Raw genomic sequence first — 16,406 nt, 5'->3', positions numbered from 1 at the left:
ATGTCACGCCAGGAGATCCTCGACCGGTTCCGTCACCAGGTCGCCGCAGGAACACCGATCATCGGCGGTGGTGCCGGCACCGGCATCACCGCGAAGTCTGCCGAGGCCGGCGGCATCGACCTGCTGGTCATCTACAACTCCGGACGGTTCCGCATGGCCGGACGTGGCTCGCTGTCCGGCCTGCTGGCCTACGGCGACGCCAACGAGATCGTCATGGACATGGCCCGCGAGGTCCTGCCCGTGGTCCGGCACACCCCGGTGCTCGCCGGGGTGAACGGCACCGACCCGTTCCGCTCGATGCCGCGGTTCCTGCAGCAGGTCAAGGACGCCGGCTTCGCCGGTGTACAGAACTTCCCCACGGTCGGCCTGATCGACGGCACGTTCCGTGCCAACCTCGAGGAGACCGGCATGAGCTACGGGCTGGAGGTCGACATGGTCAAGGCCGCCCACGAGCTGGACCTGATCACCTCCCCGTACGTCTTCGACACAGAGCAGGCCAGGGACATGGCGCGGGCGGGTGCCGACATCCTGGTGCCGCACATGGGCCTGACGACGTCGGGGACGATCGGCGCGCAGACCGCGATGAGCCTCAGCGACGCCGCGGTGAAAGTGCAGGAACTGGCCGACGCCGCGCGGTCGGTGAACCCGGACATCCTGTGTCTGTGCCACGGTGGGCCGATCGCCGAACCGTCGGACGCGCAGTACATCCTGGACCACACCGACGGCATCGTCGGCTTCTACGGTGCGTCGTCAATCGAGCGCTTCCCCGCCGAGACCGGAATCCGGAGGCAGACCGAGGACTTCAAGGCGGTCACCTTCCGTCGGGATTGACCTGACTGGCCTGACTGACCCGACGGGACCGGCGCTCAGCCCGCAGCGCCACACAGGTGTTCGACGGTGCGGTCCGGTGTGCCCGGGGATGTCCGGCGACCGTCGTACGGTGTCGGTGAACCGTGACAACGCACAACCCCGGGAGGCCCCGATGACCACTGACCCCACCGAACTCTGCGCCAACTTCTGGGCCTACGTCTCCCCCGTGACCGGGCTCGTCCAACGCGTCGCCGGACGGCTCTACGCGCTGACGGGTACGGAAGAGGACCGGTACGCCGTCCTCCAGGCCCTGGCGCCGACGGACTTCGCCGCCTCCCTGTGGACGCCCGTCCCCGAGTCGATGGTGCTGGACGTCGAGTTCATCGAGGAACCATTGCGTGGAGTCGTACGTGCGGACCTGCTGGCCGATCCCCGGGTCCACGAACAGGTGTTCAGGCCAGTCGTCGACATGCTCGTCGAGGCCCTACCGCGCCAGATGCGCATGGTCGACGGCGTCCCGACCGAGGCGGTCATGCCGGTGCCGGACACGCTGCTGCATGTCACCACGAACGTCTTCGAGTACGACGACGGGGGCGTCGCCGTGCAGGTCCGGCGCTGCTGAGGGTGCCCGCGCCCGCTCTTACACGAAGACGGAGACCAGCAGCGCCATCAGCAGGCCGAAGACCGACACCAGGGTCTGCACGGTCATGTGGGTTTTGGTGGCCTGGCCCAGGGTCATCCCGAAGGACTCCTTGACGAACCAGAAACCGGCGTGGTTCACCCAGTTCAGCCCGACCGAACCTGACCCGATGGCGATGACCACCAGGGACACGTACGCCGGCGGCATGCCGGCCACGAGTGGGGCGAGGATCCCGGTCGCGCTGACGATGCCGACCGTCGCCGACCCGGTGCAGAACGACAGGGTCAGCCCGATCAGCCAGCCGAGCAGGATCAGGTTCATGTCGAAGCCGGAGACCACGTCCACGATGGCGTCGTTGATGTCGGAGGTCTTCAGCACGGAGTTGAACATGCCGCCGCCGGCGATGATCAACGCCACCCCGGCGACCGAGCCCAGGGAGCTGCCGAAGGACGCCTTGACGTCCGCGCCGCTCATCTTCGCCGAGGCCGACAGGACGACCGCGGCGAAGAGCACGCCGACGAACATCGCGATCACCGGTTCACCGAGGAAGGCGGCCGGGGTCTTCAGCGCCGATTCCGGGGCGACGAGGTCGACCACGGTCTCGAAGAGCATGAGGACGACCGGTACCAGGACGCACACGAACGCCAGCCAGGTCGGGACCGGGCGCAGGACGTGGCCGGACTCCGTCCCCGTCCGGGGTGCGGCGTCGGGTTCGGCGGTGTCCACGGCGCCGGACGTGGCGTCCGGCGTGGCGGTACGGGCGGCGATCTGCATCTGTTCCACGGTGGTGCCGGTGTACTGCCGCACCAGCTTGTCCTCCGGTTCCAGGGAGATGCGCGGGGCGATGAGGTGTGCGTAGACCGGGCCGGACAGGATGACGGCGGGGACGGCGCACAGCAGACCCAAACCGATGGTCAAGCCGATATTCGCGTCCAGACCGTTGACGGCGATGGTCGGCCCCGGGTGTGGCGGGAGCATTCCGTGCAGGCAGCTCAGCGCAGCGATCGCGGGGATGAGGATCTTCAGGTACCACGTCTTCGGACGACCGGCGGCGACGTCGAGGCGTAGTGCGACACCGTAGATGACGGGCATGAGGACGACGAGGCCGACCTCGAAGAACATCGGGATGCCGATGAGGAAGGCCACCGCGGTCATCACCCAGGGAGCGGTGCGCGGGGAGCTGTGGTCGACGACGAGGTCGGCGATGCGTCCGACGGCACCGGAGTCGGCGAGCAGGCGTCCCAGCATAGCTCCGAGGAAGACCACCAGGCCGGTCTCCCCCAGCGTCCCACCGGCACCGTCGATGAGGGTCTCCGGGATGTCGGCCATGGGCAGGCCGGCACCGACGGCCGCGACGAAGGAGACCACGGTCAGGGCGAGGAAGGGGTGCAGTTTCGTCCGCCAGTTGATCAGGAAGATCAGCAGGATGATCGAGACCGCCAACACCCCAACTAGATAAGCAGGTGAATCAGTCATGGGAGGGTAGTTTACTCCGGGAGATCGCGGGAGCCTGAGGCGCGGAGGGGTAAGGGTCGGGCGGCAGGACGTCCCAGAGGCCAAGCTGCGTCTTCGTCGATGCGTGACAACCGCCTCTGATGGCGTCACGTAGCAAATAGGCGCCCGTTGAAACCCAATCAAGGTCTGAATCAACGAGCTGGCCCGATACAGAGCGCGACATTCTCCGCCGGTGTCTTCATCATCCTCGCCGGCGTGCGCGTGGTGCTGGGCGAGATCGTCCCGGCGTTCAAGGGCATCAGTGAGCGCCTGGTAAAGGACGCCAAGCCAGCACTGGACGTCCCGATCACCTTCACCTTCGCACCGAATGCGGTGCTCATCGGTTTCCTGTCGAGTTTCGTCAGAGGCCTGCTGGGCATGGGCATCATGGCGATGGCAGGGACGACGATCGTGGTCCCGGGCGTGATCGCACACTTCATGACCGGTGGTGCCTCCGGCGTGATCGGCAACGGTGTCGGTGGACGGCGCGGCGCGGTGCTCGGCGCCTTCGTCAACGGCCTGGCCATCACATTCCTGCCACTGTAGCTGCTGCCCGTCCTCGGCGACGTGGGACTGTCGGACTCGACGTTCTCCGACGCGGACTTCGGCGTGACTGGTCTGTTCCTGGGCTACCTCAACCAGGGTGGCGGTCAAACGGCCATCATCATCGGACTGGTTGCCGCGGTCCTGGTGACCTACGCCGCCTCGTTCATGATCGGTCGGCGGGAGAAGAAGGTGGAGGACTCAGCGACTACGGAGGACGGTGCCGACGAGGCCTCGGTTGAACCTTCGGAACCTGCGAGGCGGTTTCTACCAGGATGTCATTGCCGCGTACGGTGTCCCGGACAAGTCACGGGGCAACAAGTTGATGGCCGAGTTGATCGACACGCTGCGTAAAGGACTCCCGAAGGGGTTGGAGGAGCTGGCGCAGTTCGGGCGTACATTGTGGCGCCGTCGGGCTGACATCCTGGCGTATTCCGACGTCGGAGCGTCGGACGGGCCCGTCGAGGCGGTCAACGGGAGACTGGAGCACCTGCGCGGTATCGCATTGGGGTTCCGAAATCTTGACCACTACATCTTGAGGTCACTGTTCCATTCGGGACAGCTGAAGGACCAGATCAACGCACTGTGAATCGCGAAGAGCCCGTAATGCCAGACTGACCCCCGCCTGTAGGCGACTGATCATCGAACGCCACCAGCAGGGTTGGAAACAGGCCCACATCGCTGCCGCAATGGGAATCTCCCGGCGGTACGTGGCACGCTGGATCAGCCGCTACAGGGTCGAGGGCCTGGCAGGTTTGGAGGATCGTTCTTCAAGACCCCGTACCTCGCCCTTACGAACATCGGTGCACCTCGAACAATCGGTCATCCAGCTTCGGGGCGATGAACGTGTGAATCGTGACGAGATCGCCCGTCGCGTGGGAGTGTCGCCTCGAACGGCATCGCGGATCCTCGCCCGGCACGGCATACCGCACCTGGCTCATCTCGATCCGATGACTGGGGAACCGATCCGCGCATCCAAGACCACCGCGATCCGATACGAGCGCGACCGGCCCGGGGAGCTGGTCCACATGGACGTGAAGAAACTCGGTCGCATCCCTGATGGCGGTGGCTGGAAATCGCACGGCAGATCACGGCGAGAACAGACCTACCAACGCACGCGACCGGTCGGTTAAGACTACGTGCACTCTCTGGTCGATGACCATTCGCGGCTCGCGTACTCCGCGGTGCTCCCCGACGAGAAGGGTATGACCTGCGCGGCGTTCTTGGAGCGTGCGAGCGCGTACTTCGCCGAGCACGGGATCACCCGGATCGAGCGTCTGATCACTGATAACGCGTGGGTGTACCGGTACTCGCTGCGTCAGGTCTGCGCCGATCACGGGATCAGGCAAAGGTTCATACGTCCGCACTGCCCTTGGCAGAATGGAAAAGTCGAACGCTTCAACCGGACCTTGCAAACCGAGTGGGCGCACCGGCGCCCCCTACGCCACGAACTCGGAACGCACACAAGCGCTTACGCCCTGGCTCGAGTTCTACAACACTGGGCGCTGCCACTCAGCCCTGAGGGGCCTCCAACCGATAAGTCGACTGGAACCAACCTCCTGACCGGGTACACCTAGCCCGAGTCGCTCAGCACTGCTCTCAAGCCGGGGTTTTCTAGGACGACGAGACGTTTGACAACCAGTTGGGGTGCCGCCGGGGAAACGTTCCGGTGGTGCACTGGTTACAACTAGACTCGTCGGCATTCCCAGCGCAGGTGTCTCTCATCGAAGGGCTACGAGCCATAGCCATTCGGCAAGCTCCGACCCGCATCTTGGACCAAGCCCTTATTTCCGCTCTATGGTGTTCAGTCACGATTCACTAGGCGCATACAGTCGATCTAAAACAAACTAGCCTACTTGTCCATTTCAACCTTCAGTGCATACTTTGCCACCTGCATAACCACATCAACCATATTCATCAACATCGAAAATGATACCGTAACGAGCACGCAAGAAAAGAGAACGGCAAGGAAGTCTAAACTGAACCAGCTAATCATTGAGAAACGCAAAGACTCATTGAAAGAGGTAGAGAAAACTAAAAAAGTGAAGAAACTTAGCACATTGCAAGTGACCGCCCATAGCATAGCAAAAGCTAACTCATCAAACTTGCTTGGTCTATTCTTCAAATGATTTTCACTGGGCTGGGATAGGACCTTCAGCAAACGCGCCCCTACGACGGAAAGAATAATAGCAGCCGCAGTAAAAGTAGTGGGTACCGACACCTGAAAGAAATCTTTGGCCGTATCAGAAGCCCGCGCTACGTCGAGATTTCCACCTCTAGAAAATAACATCAGCAATACTGCGAGCAAAGCCCCCAGAAATAAGCCAATGCGGATATGGCGATCTCGCAGAAAGAGTAGAGATCTCCTCGGCAACACTTCACTTGAGAAAAACCCATTCGGTGACGAAAAGCACTTTCCCAGCGCGGTTCCCAGCGCGGTACCGATATTCACTATTACCCTCCCCGTAACCTAATATCTCGCCTAGCCCATGTAAAACTCATTCACCCTTCTTAATTATCTTTTCAGCGACCCTAAGAAGATCGACTCCGATACCGCTAACCGAAGTTGAAACAATCCTCTTCTTTCTACTGTTCCTATCATTGAGAGTTGTCGTACCGGAATCTCCCTCATTCCTAACCTCTGCCTTAATTCCGGAAACTGAGGGTGTTTCCTTGTTTAACTCTTCTTCGAGTGAAGGAAGCACTCCAGCTGTATGATTCAACGTCCCTCCAGGAGCAGCCTCATATTCGACGCCCACCCGCGACGCATCCGACGGCTGGGCTTGCGCTTTCAGATCATTCGCGTCGGCCCAGTCGTAATTCGGCTCCGATATTGTGATATTGACCTTTCGGATAATATCGTACGCGAGTATTGATTGCATGAATGATTCGTCTATGGCTGGCGTATAGTCAATGGTGAGCCCTTGCTTATACTGCCCCCTCGCAACCTCCTCTAGGTAGTTCATCATCTCCGAAAGCGGTATTTTATTCTTGGAGCGACTGTGGTATATTCTTCTTTTTCGAGGATCTATTAACAGCCAGCCTCGTTTTGCTACTTGTCCAGGAAGGTCAATGGATTCCGTAGTGTATCCAACACGCGGGTTCCACACTTCAACGTTGTCAACGCCGTCAACTTGAACGTATTCCATTAGCCAAACGTTCTCTCCTCTAGTAATATTTTCAATCATAACCGATCGGTTTACTCTCCCCTGAGAGTCCTTCTGATCAATAACCCTACTCTGTGCCGGAACAGTAGAAATTTTTTCCATCATGGCGAGGTAGTTAAAATCTTCTTCTTCTTCAAGATGTCCATGGATGACATACTCGGCCAGAACAAAGGTCCATTTGTTCGTCATTTAAATTAAATTACCCTTCATCCGTTGACAGCGCTGCAACAAACGCTTCCTGAGGGACGGACACCGACCCGATGGACTTCATGCGCTTCTTGCCTTCTTTCTGCTTCTCCAGCAGCTTCTTCTTACGTGAGATGTCGCCACCGTAGCACTTGGAAAGCACGTCCTTGCGCAAAGCGCGGATATTCTCACGCGCGATGATCTTCGAACCGATCGCTGCCTGCACCGGTACCTCGAACTGCTGACGAGGGATCAGCTCCTTGAGCTTCTTCGTCATCTTGTTGCCGTAGTGCAGAGCGTGATCTCGGTGCACGATCGCGCTGAACGCATCCACCGGCTCACCCTGCAGCAGGATGTCCACCTTCACCAGGTCAGCCTCCTGCTCGCCGTTCTCCTCGTAGTTCAGCGAGGCATACCCCTTCGTCCGGGACTTCAGCATGTCGAAGAAGTCGAACACGATCTCACCGAGCGGCATCCGGTAACGCAGCTCCACACGGTCCGTCGACAGGAAGTCCATGTTCTTCATCTGCCCACGCTTCGACTGGCACAGCTCCATCGTCCCGCCCAGGAACTCCTCCGGCACGATCACTGTCAGATCCACCATCGGCTCGTAGACCTCACGCAGCTTGCCTTCGGGCCAGTCAGACGGGTTCTGGACATGCAGCTCCGTCCCGTCCTCCCCCACCACACGGTAGACCACCGACGGTGCGGTGGAGATCAGGTCCAGGTCGAACTCGCGCTCCAGACGGTCACGCGTGATCTCCATGTGCAGCAGGCCCAGGAATCCGCAGCGGAAACCGAAGCCCAGCGCCGTCGACGTCTCCGGCTCAAACGTCAGGGACGCGTCGTTCAACTGCAGCTTCTCGATCGCCTCACGCAACTCCGGGTACTGGTTCGCCGAGATCGGGAACAGACCCGAGTACACCATCGGCGTCGGCTCGCGGTATCCCGTCAGCGGCTCGTCAGCGCCGTTGACTGCCCAGGTGACCGTGTCACCCACCTTCGATTGGCGGACGTCCTTCGCGCCGGTGATGATGTAGCCCACCTCACCCACACCCAGGCCCTTCGACTTTTCCGGCTGCGGGGAGATGATGCCGACCTCCTGCGCCTCATGCGTGGCACCGGTGGACATCATCTCGATCTTCTGTCGCGGCTCCAGGGTGCCGTCCATCATGCGGATGTAGGTAACCACGCCACGGAAGATGTCGTAGACCGAGTCGAAGATCAGTGCGCGGGCCGGTGCGTCCTGATCGCCCTCTGGGGCAGGGACGAGCTCACAGACCTTGTCGATCATGTCCGGGATGCCCTCACCGGTCTTCGCCGAGATACGCATGACGTCCTCCGGCTCGCAGCCAATGATGTTCGCAATCTCCAGGGAGTACTTGTCCGGGTCCGCGGCCGGCAGGTCGATCTTGTTGAGGACCGGGATGATCTCCAGGTCCTTCTCCATCGCCAGGTACAGGTTCGCCAGCGTCTGCGCCTCAATGCCCTGTGCGGCGTCGACCAGCAGGATCGCCCCCTCACACGCCTCCAGCGCACGGGAGACTTCGTAGGTGAAGTCCACGTGGCCGGGCGTGTCGATCAAGTGGAGCACCAGCTCCTCGTCCTTGTGCGCACCGTTCCTCGGCACCCACGGCAGCCGGACGTTCTGCGCCTTGATCGTGATCCCGCGCTCGCGCTCGATGTCCATGTTGTCGAGGTACTGGTCGCGCATGTCACGGTCGTCGATGACCCCCGACATCTGCAGGATGCGGTCGGCCAGGGTGGACTTGCCGTGGTCGATGTGCGCGATGATGCAGAAGTTCCGGATCCGCGAGGGGTCAGTGAACGTCTCGCGGGCGTAGTTCTTCTGCTTGGGGGCCATGGGTGTCGTCCTCCTGGTGGTGCATGGTCCCGCCGTGGATCGCCGCGGCAGGAAGATATCAGGCCGAGTCTACCGTGCCGTGGGGCGTGAGTTGGAGTCGTATAGGCCGACCAGAGTCGACGTACGCTGAGCGCAAGGCTCGGACGGAAGGAAGCACTCGAGAGCAGCCATCTACGGATGCCACTTCGCCTACGCGCACGAGTTAACGAACGCGTCCTGCGAAGCCTTGGGCATACGAGCCGGTCATACAACGTTCCCACCCACAACGGGCAGTTCCCCGTCCGAGGGGTCCTGCATCGCCGCATCAGAACCTGTTGATTCGTCCGATACGACGTCCGAGCCTCAGCCGACACCACGACTCGTCCCGCCCGCGGCTTTCAGGCCATCTGCCATGCAACCAGGGTACGGGCCCCTCGCAACTGTTTCCACTGGATATGCAAGGGTCGCCCCACGCGACGCTCGCACACCTCAAGCCCCTCACCAGCGACAACACCGATCATATTACCCCCAAAAGCAGGTAGCTCCATTGCGGGTGTGACCCAGGCCACGTACGCTGCCAATTAGTTTCATCTGAAACATTTTCATACGTCAGCTCTCCCATGGAGGTAGACCATGACCCCGTCCATCCAGAGTGTTCTCGCAGCCAAGGGAGTCAATCCCACGGCCGAACACCTCGACAAGCTCGAAGCCAAGTGGGCCGAGATCCAGGAACTCAAGCCCGACTACACCACCGTCGGCCTCGACGACGCCGACATCGCGCTGCGCAATATCCCGGGAGGCGACCACAATGAGTAACACCACCACGCAGTCACTGTTGAAGAAGACCGCCACCGAGATCGGCGAACTCATCCGGACTCGCCAGGTCACCTCCGTGGAAGCCACACAAGCTCTCCTCGACCACGCGCACAGCCTCAACGACACCGTCAACGCCTACATCAGCTTCCGCGACGACCTCGCACTCGCCGAAGCTGCCCGGGCGGACGAAGAGATCGAATCCGGCAACCACCGCGGGCCGCTGCATGGTGTCCCCATGGCCATCAAGGACAACCTCTACCTCGCCGGCGAGGTCACCACGATGGCCTCCAGAATCCACCAGGACTTCGTCTCCGACGACGACGCCACCGTCGTCACCAAACTGCGCGAAGCCGGGGTCGTGATCACCGGGAAACTCAACATGCACGAATACGCCTGGGGGATCGACAACAACAGCCCCCACTTCGGTGCGGTGCACAACCCGTGGAACCTGGACAAGGTCCCCGGTGGCTCCTCCGGCGGGTCGGGTGCTGCCGTGGCCTCCGACATGTCCTTCAGCACGCTGGGCACCGACACGGCCGGTTCGATCCGTATCCCCTCCTCCGCATGCGGGCTCGTCGGACTGAAGCCGACGCACGGGCGGGTCGCCAAGTACGGCTGCTTCCCGCTGGCCTGGACCCTCGACCACATCGGACCCATGTCGAAGAGCGTGGCGGACGCCGCCGCCGTACTCCAGGCGATCGCCGGGTTCGACCACCGGGACCCCACCTCCGTGGACGTCCCGGTGGGAGACTACAGCGCTTCCCTCGGGCAAGGCGTGGAAGGACTCGTCATCGGAGTGGAGGAGGACTACTTCTTCCACAATGTCGACTCCACCGTGGAATCGCTGGTCCGCGCACAGATCGCGGCACTGGAAGAACGGGGCGCAACGGTGAAGAAGGTCTCCATTCCGGCCCTCGCCCACTCCGAGTGGACGGAACTGGCGACGAGCCTCTCCGAAGCCTCGGCGATCCACCACAAGGATGTCGTCGACCGGCCGGAAGACTTCGGCGAGGACATCCTCTTCCTGTTCGAGCTCGGCGAGTTGTTCTCCTCCGTCGACTACCTGCAGGCACAACAGCTACGGCGCGCGATCAAACAGGACTTCGCGGCGGCGTTGCAGGACGTCGACGTGATCATCGCCCCCACCCTCCCGGTGATGCCCCCGGACATCGGCTCATCCGTTGCCGATCTCAATGGCAAGGATGTCGACCTCATCGACAACTTCATCCGGTTCACCGGCCCCAGCAACCTCACCGGACTTCCCGCGCTCACGGTGCCCGCCGGGCTGAATGAAGGGCTCCCTGTCGGGATGCAGCTCATCGGTCGCGCTTTCGACGAGGAAACGCTCTTCCGCGTCGCTGCGCAGGTCGAAGCCTCCGACCCGATGGAAGGACGTCGTGCCCCCACCGGGGCCTGACGTCCACCCTCTTCTCGGAGGCTGACCATGACCAGTGTCGCACTACTTTTCGTGGGCGCCGTACTGCTCATCAACGGGCTGACGTTCTGCGGCCTGCTCGATGGTCGAGCAGGGGTACCGGCGAATGTCCTTGTCGGGGCCCTGCTACTCGCCGCCGCCGCTGCCAGCGTCGTCGAGGCCGGGGGTCTCACGGGGCAGACGAGGATTCCGCTGTACTCGGCGGCTGGGTTCGTGCTCTTCAGCTTCACGTACCTGGGAGTGGCAGGTCAGTCCCTGTTGCGGACCGACGGCCGCAGTCTCGGCGTCTACTGTGGATGGTCGGCGCTGGTCGCCGCCGTCCTGGCCGCCGTGAATATGTACGAGGCCGTGAGGATGGGCTGGCTCTGGTTGGCGTGGACCGTCCTGTTCTTCGCGTTCGCGCTGGCGTTGCTCACTGACCGTGCGCACCTGGGTCGTGCAGCCGGTGTGCTGTCGATCTGGCTGGCGGTGACCAGTGCGACGCTGCCGGGGCTCCTCATGATCGACGGCGCCTGGGACCGTACTCCGGTGTGGGCCGTAGCGGCCGCTCAGCTCCTGGGCGTCATCGCCTACGGCTCGCTGTCGCTCACGCCCCGCCGGCGGCCACGGGCCGGTGCCAAGGATCGTCCCGGTGGTGAGCACGTCCTTTCCGCCGCCCCTGGATCCCCCGGCTGATGCAGCGGACAGGGTGGCTCGCCGCCGGAGCAGTGATCACCGCCGCTGCGGTCCACCTTGTGTGGAGGGACCCGCAGGCGGCGGTGTTCCTCGCTGCCCGTCTCGCGCCGATCCTCGTCTTCGTAACAGCCATGTCCGTGGTGGTCAACCTCGCTGCCGACGCCGGGGTGTTCACCGCGGTCACCCGCCGGGTGACCGTCAGGGCCGGTGCCCTGGGGCCCACCGCGAGGCGTTGGTGGACATGGGCGGTGTCCATGTCGCTGGCAGTGGTGTCCACCATCTTCCTCTCCCTGGACACGACCGTCCTGTTGATCACCCCGCTCGTTATCGCCCTGGCCCGCCATACCGGTGTCAATGTCACTGCCCTGGCGCTCGGTGTGGTGTGGGTGGCGAACCTTGGCTCGCTGCTGTTACCTGTCTCCAACCTGACCAATCTGCTGGCGGTGTCGGGGGACGTCATCGACAGCCAGTCCCATTACATGGCTCTGTCATGGGTACCTGCGACGGTCGCCCTGGTCCTTGCGCTGGCTGCGTCAGCCATCGCCCTCAGGATGTCCGCAGATCCCTCTCCGACCACGACGGACTCCGTCGCCGGAACAACGTCCCCGGTGCTACGGGCGTCCCTCGTCGTACTGGTTCTGCTGCTGCCGCTGCTGGCGTCCCCGGTACCGTTCTGGTTGAGCAGTACAGTCGCGGCGGGGGCTCTCATCGCGCTTTTCCTGCGGCACCCTGTCCACCGGAGGTCGCTGACCTCCGCGTTGGTTCCGTGGTCGTCCCTGGCGTTGATCACGGTGCTGTCGACCGTCGCCGCCTCCATACACTCCACTGGGGCGGACGCACTGGTGAGGGACGCCTTCCAGACCGCAACCCCGGCACCGGGTTTCGGCTCCTCGTTCATGGAACTGATGTCGGTGTCTGCCGCTGGCGGAATTCTGTCGAACATCGTGAACAACATCCCCGCGTACCTCGCCCTGGAACCCGCTGCAGGCACAGCGGCCAGCCTCATGTCGCTCCTGGTTGGCGTCAACGCCGGACCGGTCATCACTCCGTGGGCATCGTTGGCCACTGTGCTCTGGGCGGATCAACTACGACGGGCGGCGATCCCCGTTCCATGGCGGACTTTCATCTACGTGGGTCTCGTGCTCGCTCCCCTGGCAGTCGTCGGACCCGTCGCCGCCATCTCATTTCTGCCCTGGGGGGAATGAGGTCAGTACCTCGAAGTCGAAGACGTCGGCCATGGCCAGGTTGATCTGCTGTGTCGCCTGGTTTCCCGCGAACTGCACCGGCCCACGGGGACCATCGAAACTGAGCCCGTCGATGGCCATGTCGAAATCAGCGACGGTGATACCGTCTGCCCGGCGGGCGAGCTCGGCCAACGTCTGGATCCCTTGATAGCAGGACTCCGCCATGTTGTTCAGGGCCGGCGCCACGGGCCCGTGCGCCTCGACGTAACGTCCCACGAAGTCAAGGGACTCCCTGCTGGCCAGGCTCCGGAAGAAGGAGGCGGAGACGAACAAGTTCGACGTCGCCCCGGCACCACTGGCCAGCAGCATATTCTCCTCCATCAGCGGGCTGTAGCGGGTGATCGTGGTGTCCAGTCCGGCTGCGGCGAAGGAACGGTTGAAGTCCACCGCGTCCTGCCCCACGAACAGCATCAGGACCGCGTCACAGCCGGACGCACTGACAGCCCGGGTGAGCCCCGGCTGTGCACCGTCACCCATCTTCACGAAATCCATCCCGACGATCTCGATGTCCAGTGCCGCCGCCGCACCCCGGATCTTCGCCGCTGAGCGCAACGGCCACACGTACCGGGCGCCGACGAGGTGCCACCGGCGCAGGCCGGCGACATCCCTGAGCCATCTCAGGGCGGGAAAGATCTGCTGCTCAGGAACTTCACCGGTGCAGTAGACCCCTCGGGTCGTGTCCCCTCCCTCGAACAGGGACGTGTACACGTACGGTATCCGCCCGCGCAGTGCCGGCCCGAGCATCCTGCGGATCGGGGAAATGTGCCAGCCGGTGACGGCGTCGACCATCCCACGGTCGACCAGGGACACCACCTCGGCCACCACGTCCCGTGGGGCCTGCCCTCCGTCGATGTAGACGAGCTCGACTTCCCGTCCACCCACTCCGTGCCCCGCGTTGAGCTCCTGCTTCGCCAGTTCACATACCGTCATGCAGGACGGACCGAAGATTCCGCCGGCGCCCTGCAGGGGGATGACGATACCGATCCGGTAGACCGCCGATCTACCTGTATGAGCGGAAGCACCGAATCCTCGCACGGTCACGTAGTATTCCTCCCATAAGAAGTGGAAGACATAAGGATCGGGGAGACAGGTGTCCACCGTGAGCGCGTTCAACGAAGACCCGTCCACCGGCGCGGCACCTGCCGGGCAGGCACCCGGGCGGACGAAGCGACCTTTTGTCGTGGAAACTCTGCTCCACGGTAACAGGCGATGCGTCTCCGTGGTGAACGATATCGGCGCCCGCCACGGACTGAACGCCGACGACTGGCTCATCCTCGACGCACTCGCAGGCGGCGACGGACTCTCCATGTCACAGATCGCCGAGCACGCGTTGAGTTCGGGAGCGACGCTGACCCGCGCGGTCGACAAACTCGTCAGCCGTTCGCTGGTGTTCCGGGAGGTGGGTCTCGCGGACCGTCGGCAGGTGCTGGTCTTCCTCAGCCCACTCGGGCGCACGCAGCACACGGACATGAAGGCCGACATCTCCGATGCGGAGGAGGACGTCCGGGCCAGGCTCACTGCCGCGGGCGTGGACCCCGACGCGGTCGCCCGCGTGCTCTCCGATCTCTGGCGACCGCGCCAGGACGTGTGACGCCCGACACCGCCACAACCACCGTCTCCTTTTCGTGTCCGGGCGCCAGGCTAGAGTGGTCACCATGAACGCCGTACGGAATCCGCTGCGCCGAATACTCGAGCGCTACTTCCACCACCGCGGCAACCTGGACGCCGGCCTCGCCGAGCTCCACGCCAACCTGGGCCTCGACCAGTCCGCGCACACCGAGACCGCCGTCCGGGCCGTCACCGTCACCACCCCCACCGAGGACCACGCCCGTCCGGTGATCTACGCCCCGGACATGGACGGGCAAGCCGATCCCGGCGAGGTCGTCTGGTACCACGTCCTGCCCAACCGCGAGTCCACCCCGGAGCTGCGCGCGTGCGTGGTCGTCGGACGCAACCGCCACACCCTGCTCGGCATGCTCGTCAGCTCGAACCCGGAGCACGCCGAGGACGACAACTGGGTCGCCATCGGCGCCGGCCTGTGGGACCCGCGCGGCAACGAGTGCTGGGCCCGCACCGACCGCATCATCGAGATCCCCGAGGCCTCCATCCAACGCCGCGGCGTGTCCATGCCGGAGCGCCGGTACGAACGCCTCGCCAACGTCCTGCGCCGCAACTACGGCTGGTCCTGAGACCCCGCCACCCTCCCGCCACAACCAGAGACAGAATGACTGACCAACCCACACTGTTCGACCTGCACTCCCCCGCCTCCGACCTGCCCGACGGCGCCCACCACCGCTCCGCCTGGCTCGACATCGCCCAACAGCGCTGGATCGTCGCCCAGTACGCCGCCTGGGCGAAGGGCCCCGTCCCGCCGCACTCGCCGGTGATCCACGGCCACCCGATGAGCGTGTCGATGCTCTGCCTCGGCTGGCATTGGACGCCGGGGCGCTACACGCGCCGCGCCGTGGACGTCAACAACGCCCCCGTCCTCCCCGTGCCGGACTGGCTGGTCGACCTCGGGCGCCGCGCCGTCGCGGAAACCACGGGCGACGCCGCGCTGGCGGCGTCCTACACGCCCGACGTCGCCCTGGTGAACCACTACCCCGACACCGCGAAGATGGGCATGCACCGGGACGCCGACGAGCGCTCCGACGCCCCGGTGGTGTCCCTGTCCATCGGCGACACCTGCCGGTTCCGCTTCGGCAACGCCGAGACCCGCAACCGGCCCTACACCGACCTGTGGCTGGCTTCCGGCGACCTCTTCGTGTTCGGCGGACCGGCCCGGCGCAACTACCACGGCGTGACGAAGGTCTACCCCAACACCGGCCCCTACGACCTCGAGATCCACGGCAGGCTGAACATCACCCTGCGCCAGACAGGCAAGAAGGGATGAGCTCCCTGGTCACGGGGCCCGACGGCCTGGCGCGTCCGGCGTGGGCGGCGGCGTCGGACCTGCTGCGCGGGTACTACGACACCGAGTGGGGCATGCCTGTCACCGACGAACAGGGCCTGTTCGAGCGGATCAGCCTGGAGGCGTTCCAGTCCGGGTTGAGCTGGGCGACGATCCTGCGCAAACGTCCGGCCTTCCGCGACGCCTTCGCCGACTTCGACCCGGACACCGTCGCCGGGTTCGACGACGCCACGGTCGAGGCGTTGATGCAGGACGCGCGCATCGTCCGCAACGCCCGCAAGATCCGCGCCACCGTCACCAACGCCCGCGCCACCGTCGGGCTGCGGGGACGCCACGGCCCCGGGACCGGGTTGGCGGAGTTCGTGTGGTCCTTCCGTCCCGCGCGCACGCCGGTGCCCGGGCGCATCGAGGACGTGCCCACCACCTCACCGGAGTCCGTCGCCCTGTCAAAGGCATTGAAGAAGGAGGGGTTCGTCTTCGTCGGCCCTACCACCATGTTCGCCCTGATGGAGGCGGTCGGGATGGTCGACACGCACCTGCTCGGCTCGCACCGGCGCGGGTGCTCCGGACTGTGGGACGCCGAGGGTAAAAGCACGGGAGATCCCTGGTAGACACGTGTACTATCGGCTGCAAAACAGGAAG

16 protein-coding genes and 2 pseudogenes are annotated in these 16,406 nt (G+C 63.7%); 13 read left to right on the top strand and 5 right to left on the bottom strand.

Going from position 1 to position 16,406, the window contains the following annotated elements:
- Both MUN33_RS06620 and MUN33_RS06615 read left to right on the top strand, forming a co-directional pair.
- The gene (locus MUN33_RS06620; protein ID WP_244804113.1) at window positions 1-831 is read left to right on the top strand and encodes a phosphoenolpyruvate hydrolase family protein; all 831 of its coding nucleotides are present in this window, start codon (window positions 1-3) and stop codon (window positions 829-831) included.
- Between the two features lie 151 nt (window positions 832-982).
- Window positions 983-1,432: a hypothetical protein gene (locus MUN33_RS06615; RefSeq protein ID WP_244804112.1), complete on the top strand. Its 450-nt coding sequence runs from the start codon at window positions 983-985 to the stop codon at window positions 1,430-1,432.
- Window positions 1,433-1,450: 18 nt separating this feature from the next.
- Here MUN33_RS06615 and MUN33_RS06610 read toward each other — a convergent pair whose 3' ends face one another.
- On the bottom strand, window positions 1,451-2,926 hold the full coding sequence (locus tag MUN33_RS06610) for a GntP family permease (RefSeq protein ID WP_244804111.1): 1,476 nt from the start codon (window positions 2,924-2,926) through the stop codon (window positions 1,451-1,453).
- Between the two features lie 147 nt (window positions 2,927-3,073).
- Here MUN33_RS06610 and MUN33_RS06605 point away from each other — a divergent pair, with 147 nt between their 5' ends.
- The 3 genes and pseudogenes from MUN33_RS06605 to MUN33_RS06595 all read left to right on the top strand — a co-directional run bounded on the left by MUN33_RS06605 (window position 3,074) and on the right by MUN33_RS06595 (window position 5,050).
- Window positions 3,074-3,490: a PTS transporter subunit IIC gene (locus MUN33_RS06605; protein ID WP_255806593.1), complete on the top strand. Its 417-nt coding sequence runs from the start codon at window positions 3,074-3,076 to the stop codon at window positions 3,488-3,490.
- A gap of 265 nt (window positions 3,491-3,755) precedes the next feature.
- Window positions 3,756-4,076: pseudogene (locus MUN33_RS06600) on the top strand (transposase); the annotation flags it as partial.
- Between the two features lie 25 nt (window positions 4,077-4,101).
- A pseudogene (locus MUN33_RS06595) lies at window positions 4,102-5,050 on the top strand (IS481 family transposase).
- A 289-nt stretch (window positions 5,051-5,339) separates the two neighbouring features.
- On the opposite strand, the gene MUN33_RS06590 reads toward MUN33_RS06595, so the two are convergent.
- From MUN33_RS06590 to lepA, 3 genes are read right to left on the bottom strand one after another with little or no spacing between them, the layout of a single operon-like run.
- On the bottom strand, window positions 5,340-5,939 hold the full coding sequence (locus MUN33_RS06590) for a hypothetical protein (RefSeq protein WP_244804109.1): 600 nt from the start codon (window positions 5,937-5,939) through the stop codon (window positions 5,340-5,342).
- A 46-nt stretch (window positions 5,940-5,985) separates the two neighbouring features.
- Window positions 5,986-6,843 carry a DUF4747 family protein gene (locus tag MUN33_RS06585; RefSeq protein ID WP_244804108.1) on the bottom strand — a complete coding sequence of 286 codons (858 nt, stop codon included), beginning with the start codon at window positions 6,841-6,843 and terminating at the stop codon, window positions 5,986-5,988.
- A gap of 10 nt (window positions 6,844-6,853) precedes the next feature.
- Complete coding sequence (lepA, locus tag MUN33_RS06580) at window positions 6,854-8,704, bottom strand: translation elongation factor 4 (protein ID WP_244804107.1); 1,851 nt, start codon at window positions 8,702-8,704, stop codon at window positions 6,854-6,856.
- A gap of 612 nt (window positions 8,705-9,316) precedes the next feature.
- On the opposite strand from lepA, the gene MUN33_RS06575 reads away from it, so the two are divergent.
- From MUN33_RS06575 to MUN33_RS06560, 4 genes are read left to right on the top strand one after another with little or no spacing between them, the layout of a single operon-like run.
- On the top strand, window positions 9,317-9,499 hold the full coding sequence (locus MUN33_RS06575) for a hypothetical protein (RefSeq protein ID WP_244804106.1): 183 nt from the start codon (window positions 9,317-9,319) through the stop codon (window positions 9,497-9,499).
- On the top strand, window positions 9,492-10,916 hold the full coding sequence (locus MUN33_RS06570; RefSeq protein ID WP_244804105.1) for an amidase: 1,425 nt from the start codon (window positions 9,492-9,494) through the stop codon (window positions 10,914-10,916). The genes MUN33_RS06575 and MUN33_RS06570 overlap by 8 nt, the downstream gene beginning before the upstream one ends.
- Window positions 10,917-10,943: 27 nt before the next feature.
- Entirely contained in the window at window positions 10,944-11,609 is a 666-nt protein-coding gene (locus MUN33_RS06565) for an AmiS/UreI family transporter (protein ID WP_244804104.1), read from the top strand.
- Window positions 11,609-12,814: an ArsB/NhaD family transporter gene (locus MUN33_RS06560; protein ID WP_244804103.1), complete on the top strand. Its 1,206-nt coding sequence runs from the start codon at window positions 11,609-11,611 to the stop codon at window positions 12,812-12,814. The genes MUN33_RS06565 and MUN33_RS06560 overlap by 1 nt, the downstream gene beginning before the upstream one ends.
- Here MUN33_RS06560 and MUN33_RS06555 read toward each other — a convergent pair.
- Window positions 12,791-13,831, bottom strand: a complete 1,041-nt coding sequence (locus MUN33_RS06555; RefSeq protein ID WP_369414941.1) for a substrate-binding domain-containing protein — start codon at window positions 13,829-13,831, stop codon at window positions 12,791-12,793. The genes MUN33_RS06560 and MUN33_RS06555 overlap by 24 nt on opposite strands.
- Window positions 13,832-14,072: 241 nt before the next feature.
- Here MUN33_RS06555 and MUN33_RS06550 point away from each other — a divergent pair, with 241 nt between their 5' ends.
- The 4 genes from MUN33_RS06550 (at window position 14,073) to MUN33_RS06535 (ending at window position 16,375) form a co-directional block, all read left to right on the top strand.
- Entirely contained in the window at window positions 14,073-14,444 is a 372-nt protein-coding gene (locus MUN33_RS06550) for a MarR family winged helix-turn-helix transcriptional regulator (protein WP_244804102.1), read from the top strand.
- Between the two features lie 64 nt (window positions 14,445-14,508).
- Complete coding sequence (locus MUN33_RS14055) at window positions 14,509-15,042, top strand: type II toxin-antitoxin system PemK/MazF family toxin (RefSeq protein WP_255806590.1); 534 nt, start codon at window positions 14,509-14,511, stop codon at window positions 15,040-15,042.
- A 35-nt stretch (window positions 15,043-15,077) separates the two neighbouring features.
- A complete protein-coding gene (locus MUN33_RS06540; protein ID WP_244804101.1) occupies window positions 15,078-15,746 on the top strand; it encodes an alpha-ketoglutarate-dependent dioxygenase AlkB family protein in 669 nt (222 codons plus the stop codon).
- The gene (locus MUN33_RS06535; RefSeq protein WP_244804100.1) at window positions 15,743-16,375 is read left to right on the top strand and encodes a DNA-3-methyladenine glycosylase I; all 633 of its coding nucleotides are present in this window, start codon (window positions 15,743-15,745) and stop codon (window positions 16,373-16,375) included. Before MUN33_RS06540 ends, MUN33_RS06535 begins: the two co-directional genes overlap by 4 nt.
- Window positions 16,376-16,406 lie beyond the last annotated feature (31 nt).

Origin of the sequence: Corynebacterium kalidii (genome assembly GCF_022869005.1) — a bacterium.
GTDB classification, from domain to species: domain Bacteria; phylum Actinomycetota; class Actinomycetes; order Mycobacteriales; family Mycobacteriaceae; genus Corynebacterium; species Corynebacterium kalidii.
The sequence above is the reverse complement of the archived record's forward strand: the minus strand, read 5'-3'. Positions and strand labels throughout refer to the sequence as shown.

Coding starts and splice junctions, on each gene's coding strand:
- MUN33_RS06540 (WP_244804101.1), top strand. CDS start 15,078: ATGACTGACCAACCCACACTGTTCGACCTGCACTCCCCCGCCTCCGAC.
- lepA (WP_244804107.1), bottom strand. CDS start 8,704: ATGGCCCCCAAGCAGAAGAACTACGCCCGCGAGACGTTCACTGACCCC.
- MUN33_RS06620 (WP_244804113.1), top strand. CDS start 1: ATGTCACGCCAGGAGATCCTCGACCGGTTCCGTCACCAGGTCGCCGCA.
- MUN33_RS06610 (WP_244804111.1), bottom strand. CDS start 2,926: ATGACTGATTCACCTGCTTATCTAGTTGGGGTGTTGGCGGTCTCGATC.
- MUN33_RS06535 (WP_244804100.1), top strand. CDS start 15,743: ATGAGCTCCCTGGTCACGGGGCCCGACGGCCTGGCGCGTCCGGCGTGG.
- MUN33_RS06575 (WP_244804106.1), top strand. CDS start 9,317: ATGACCCCGTCCATCCAGAGTGTTCTCGCAGCCAAGGGAGTCAATCCC.
- MUN33_RS06565 (WP_244804104.1), top strand. CDS start 10,944: ATGACCAGTGTCGCACTACTTTTCGTGGGCGCCGTACTGCTCATCAAC.
- MUN33_RS14055 (WP_255806590.1), top strand. CDS start 14,509: ATGAACGCCGTACGGAATCCGCTGCGCCGAATACTCGAGCGCTACTTC.
- MUN33_RS06585 (WP_244804108.1), bottom strand. CDS start 6,843: ATGACGAACAAATGGACCTTTGTTCTGGCCGAGTATGTCATCCATGGA.
- MUN33_RS06560 (WP_244804103.1), top strand. CDS start 11,609: ATGCAGCGGACAGGGTGGCTCGCCGCCGGAGCAGTGATCACCGCCGCT.
- MUN33_RS06570 (WP_244804105.1), top strand. CDS start 9,492: ATGAGTAACACCACCACGCAGTCACTGTTGAAGAAGACCGCCACCGAG.
- MUN33_RS06615 (WP_244804112.1), top strand. CDS start 983: ATGACCACTGACCCCACCGAACTCTGCGCCAACTTCTGGGCCTACGTC.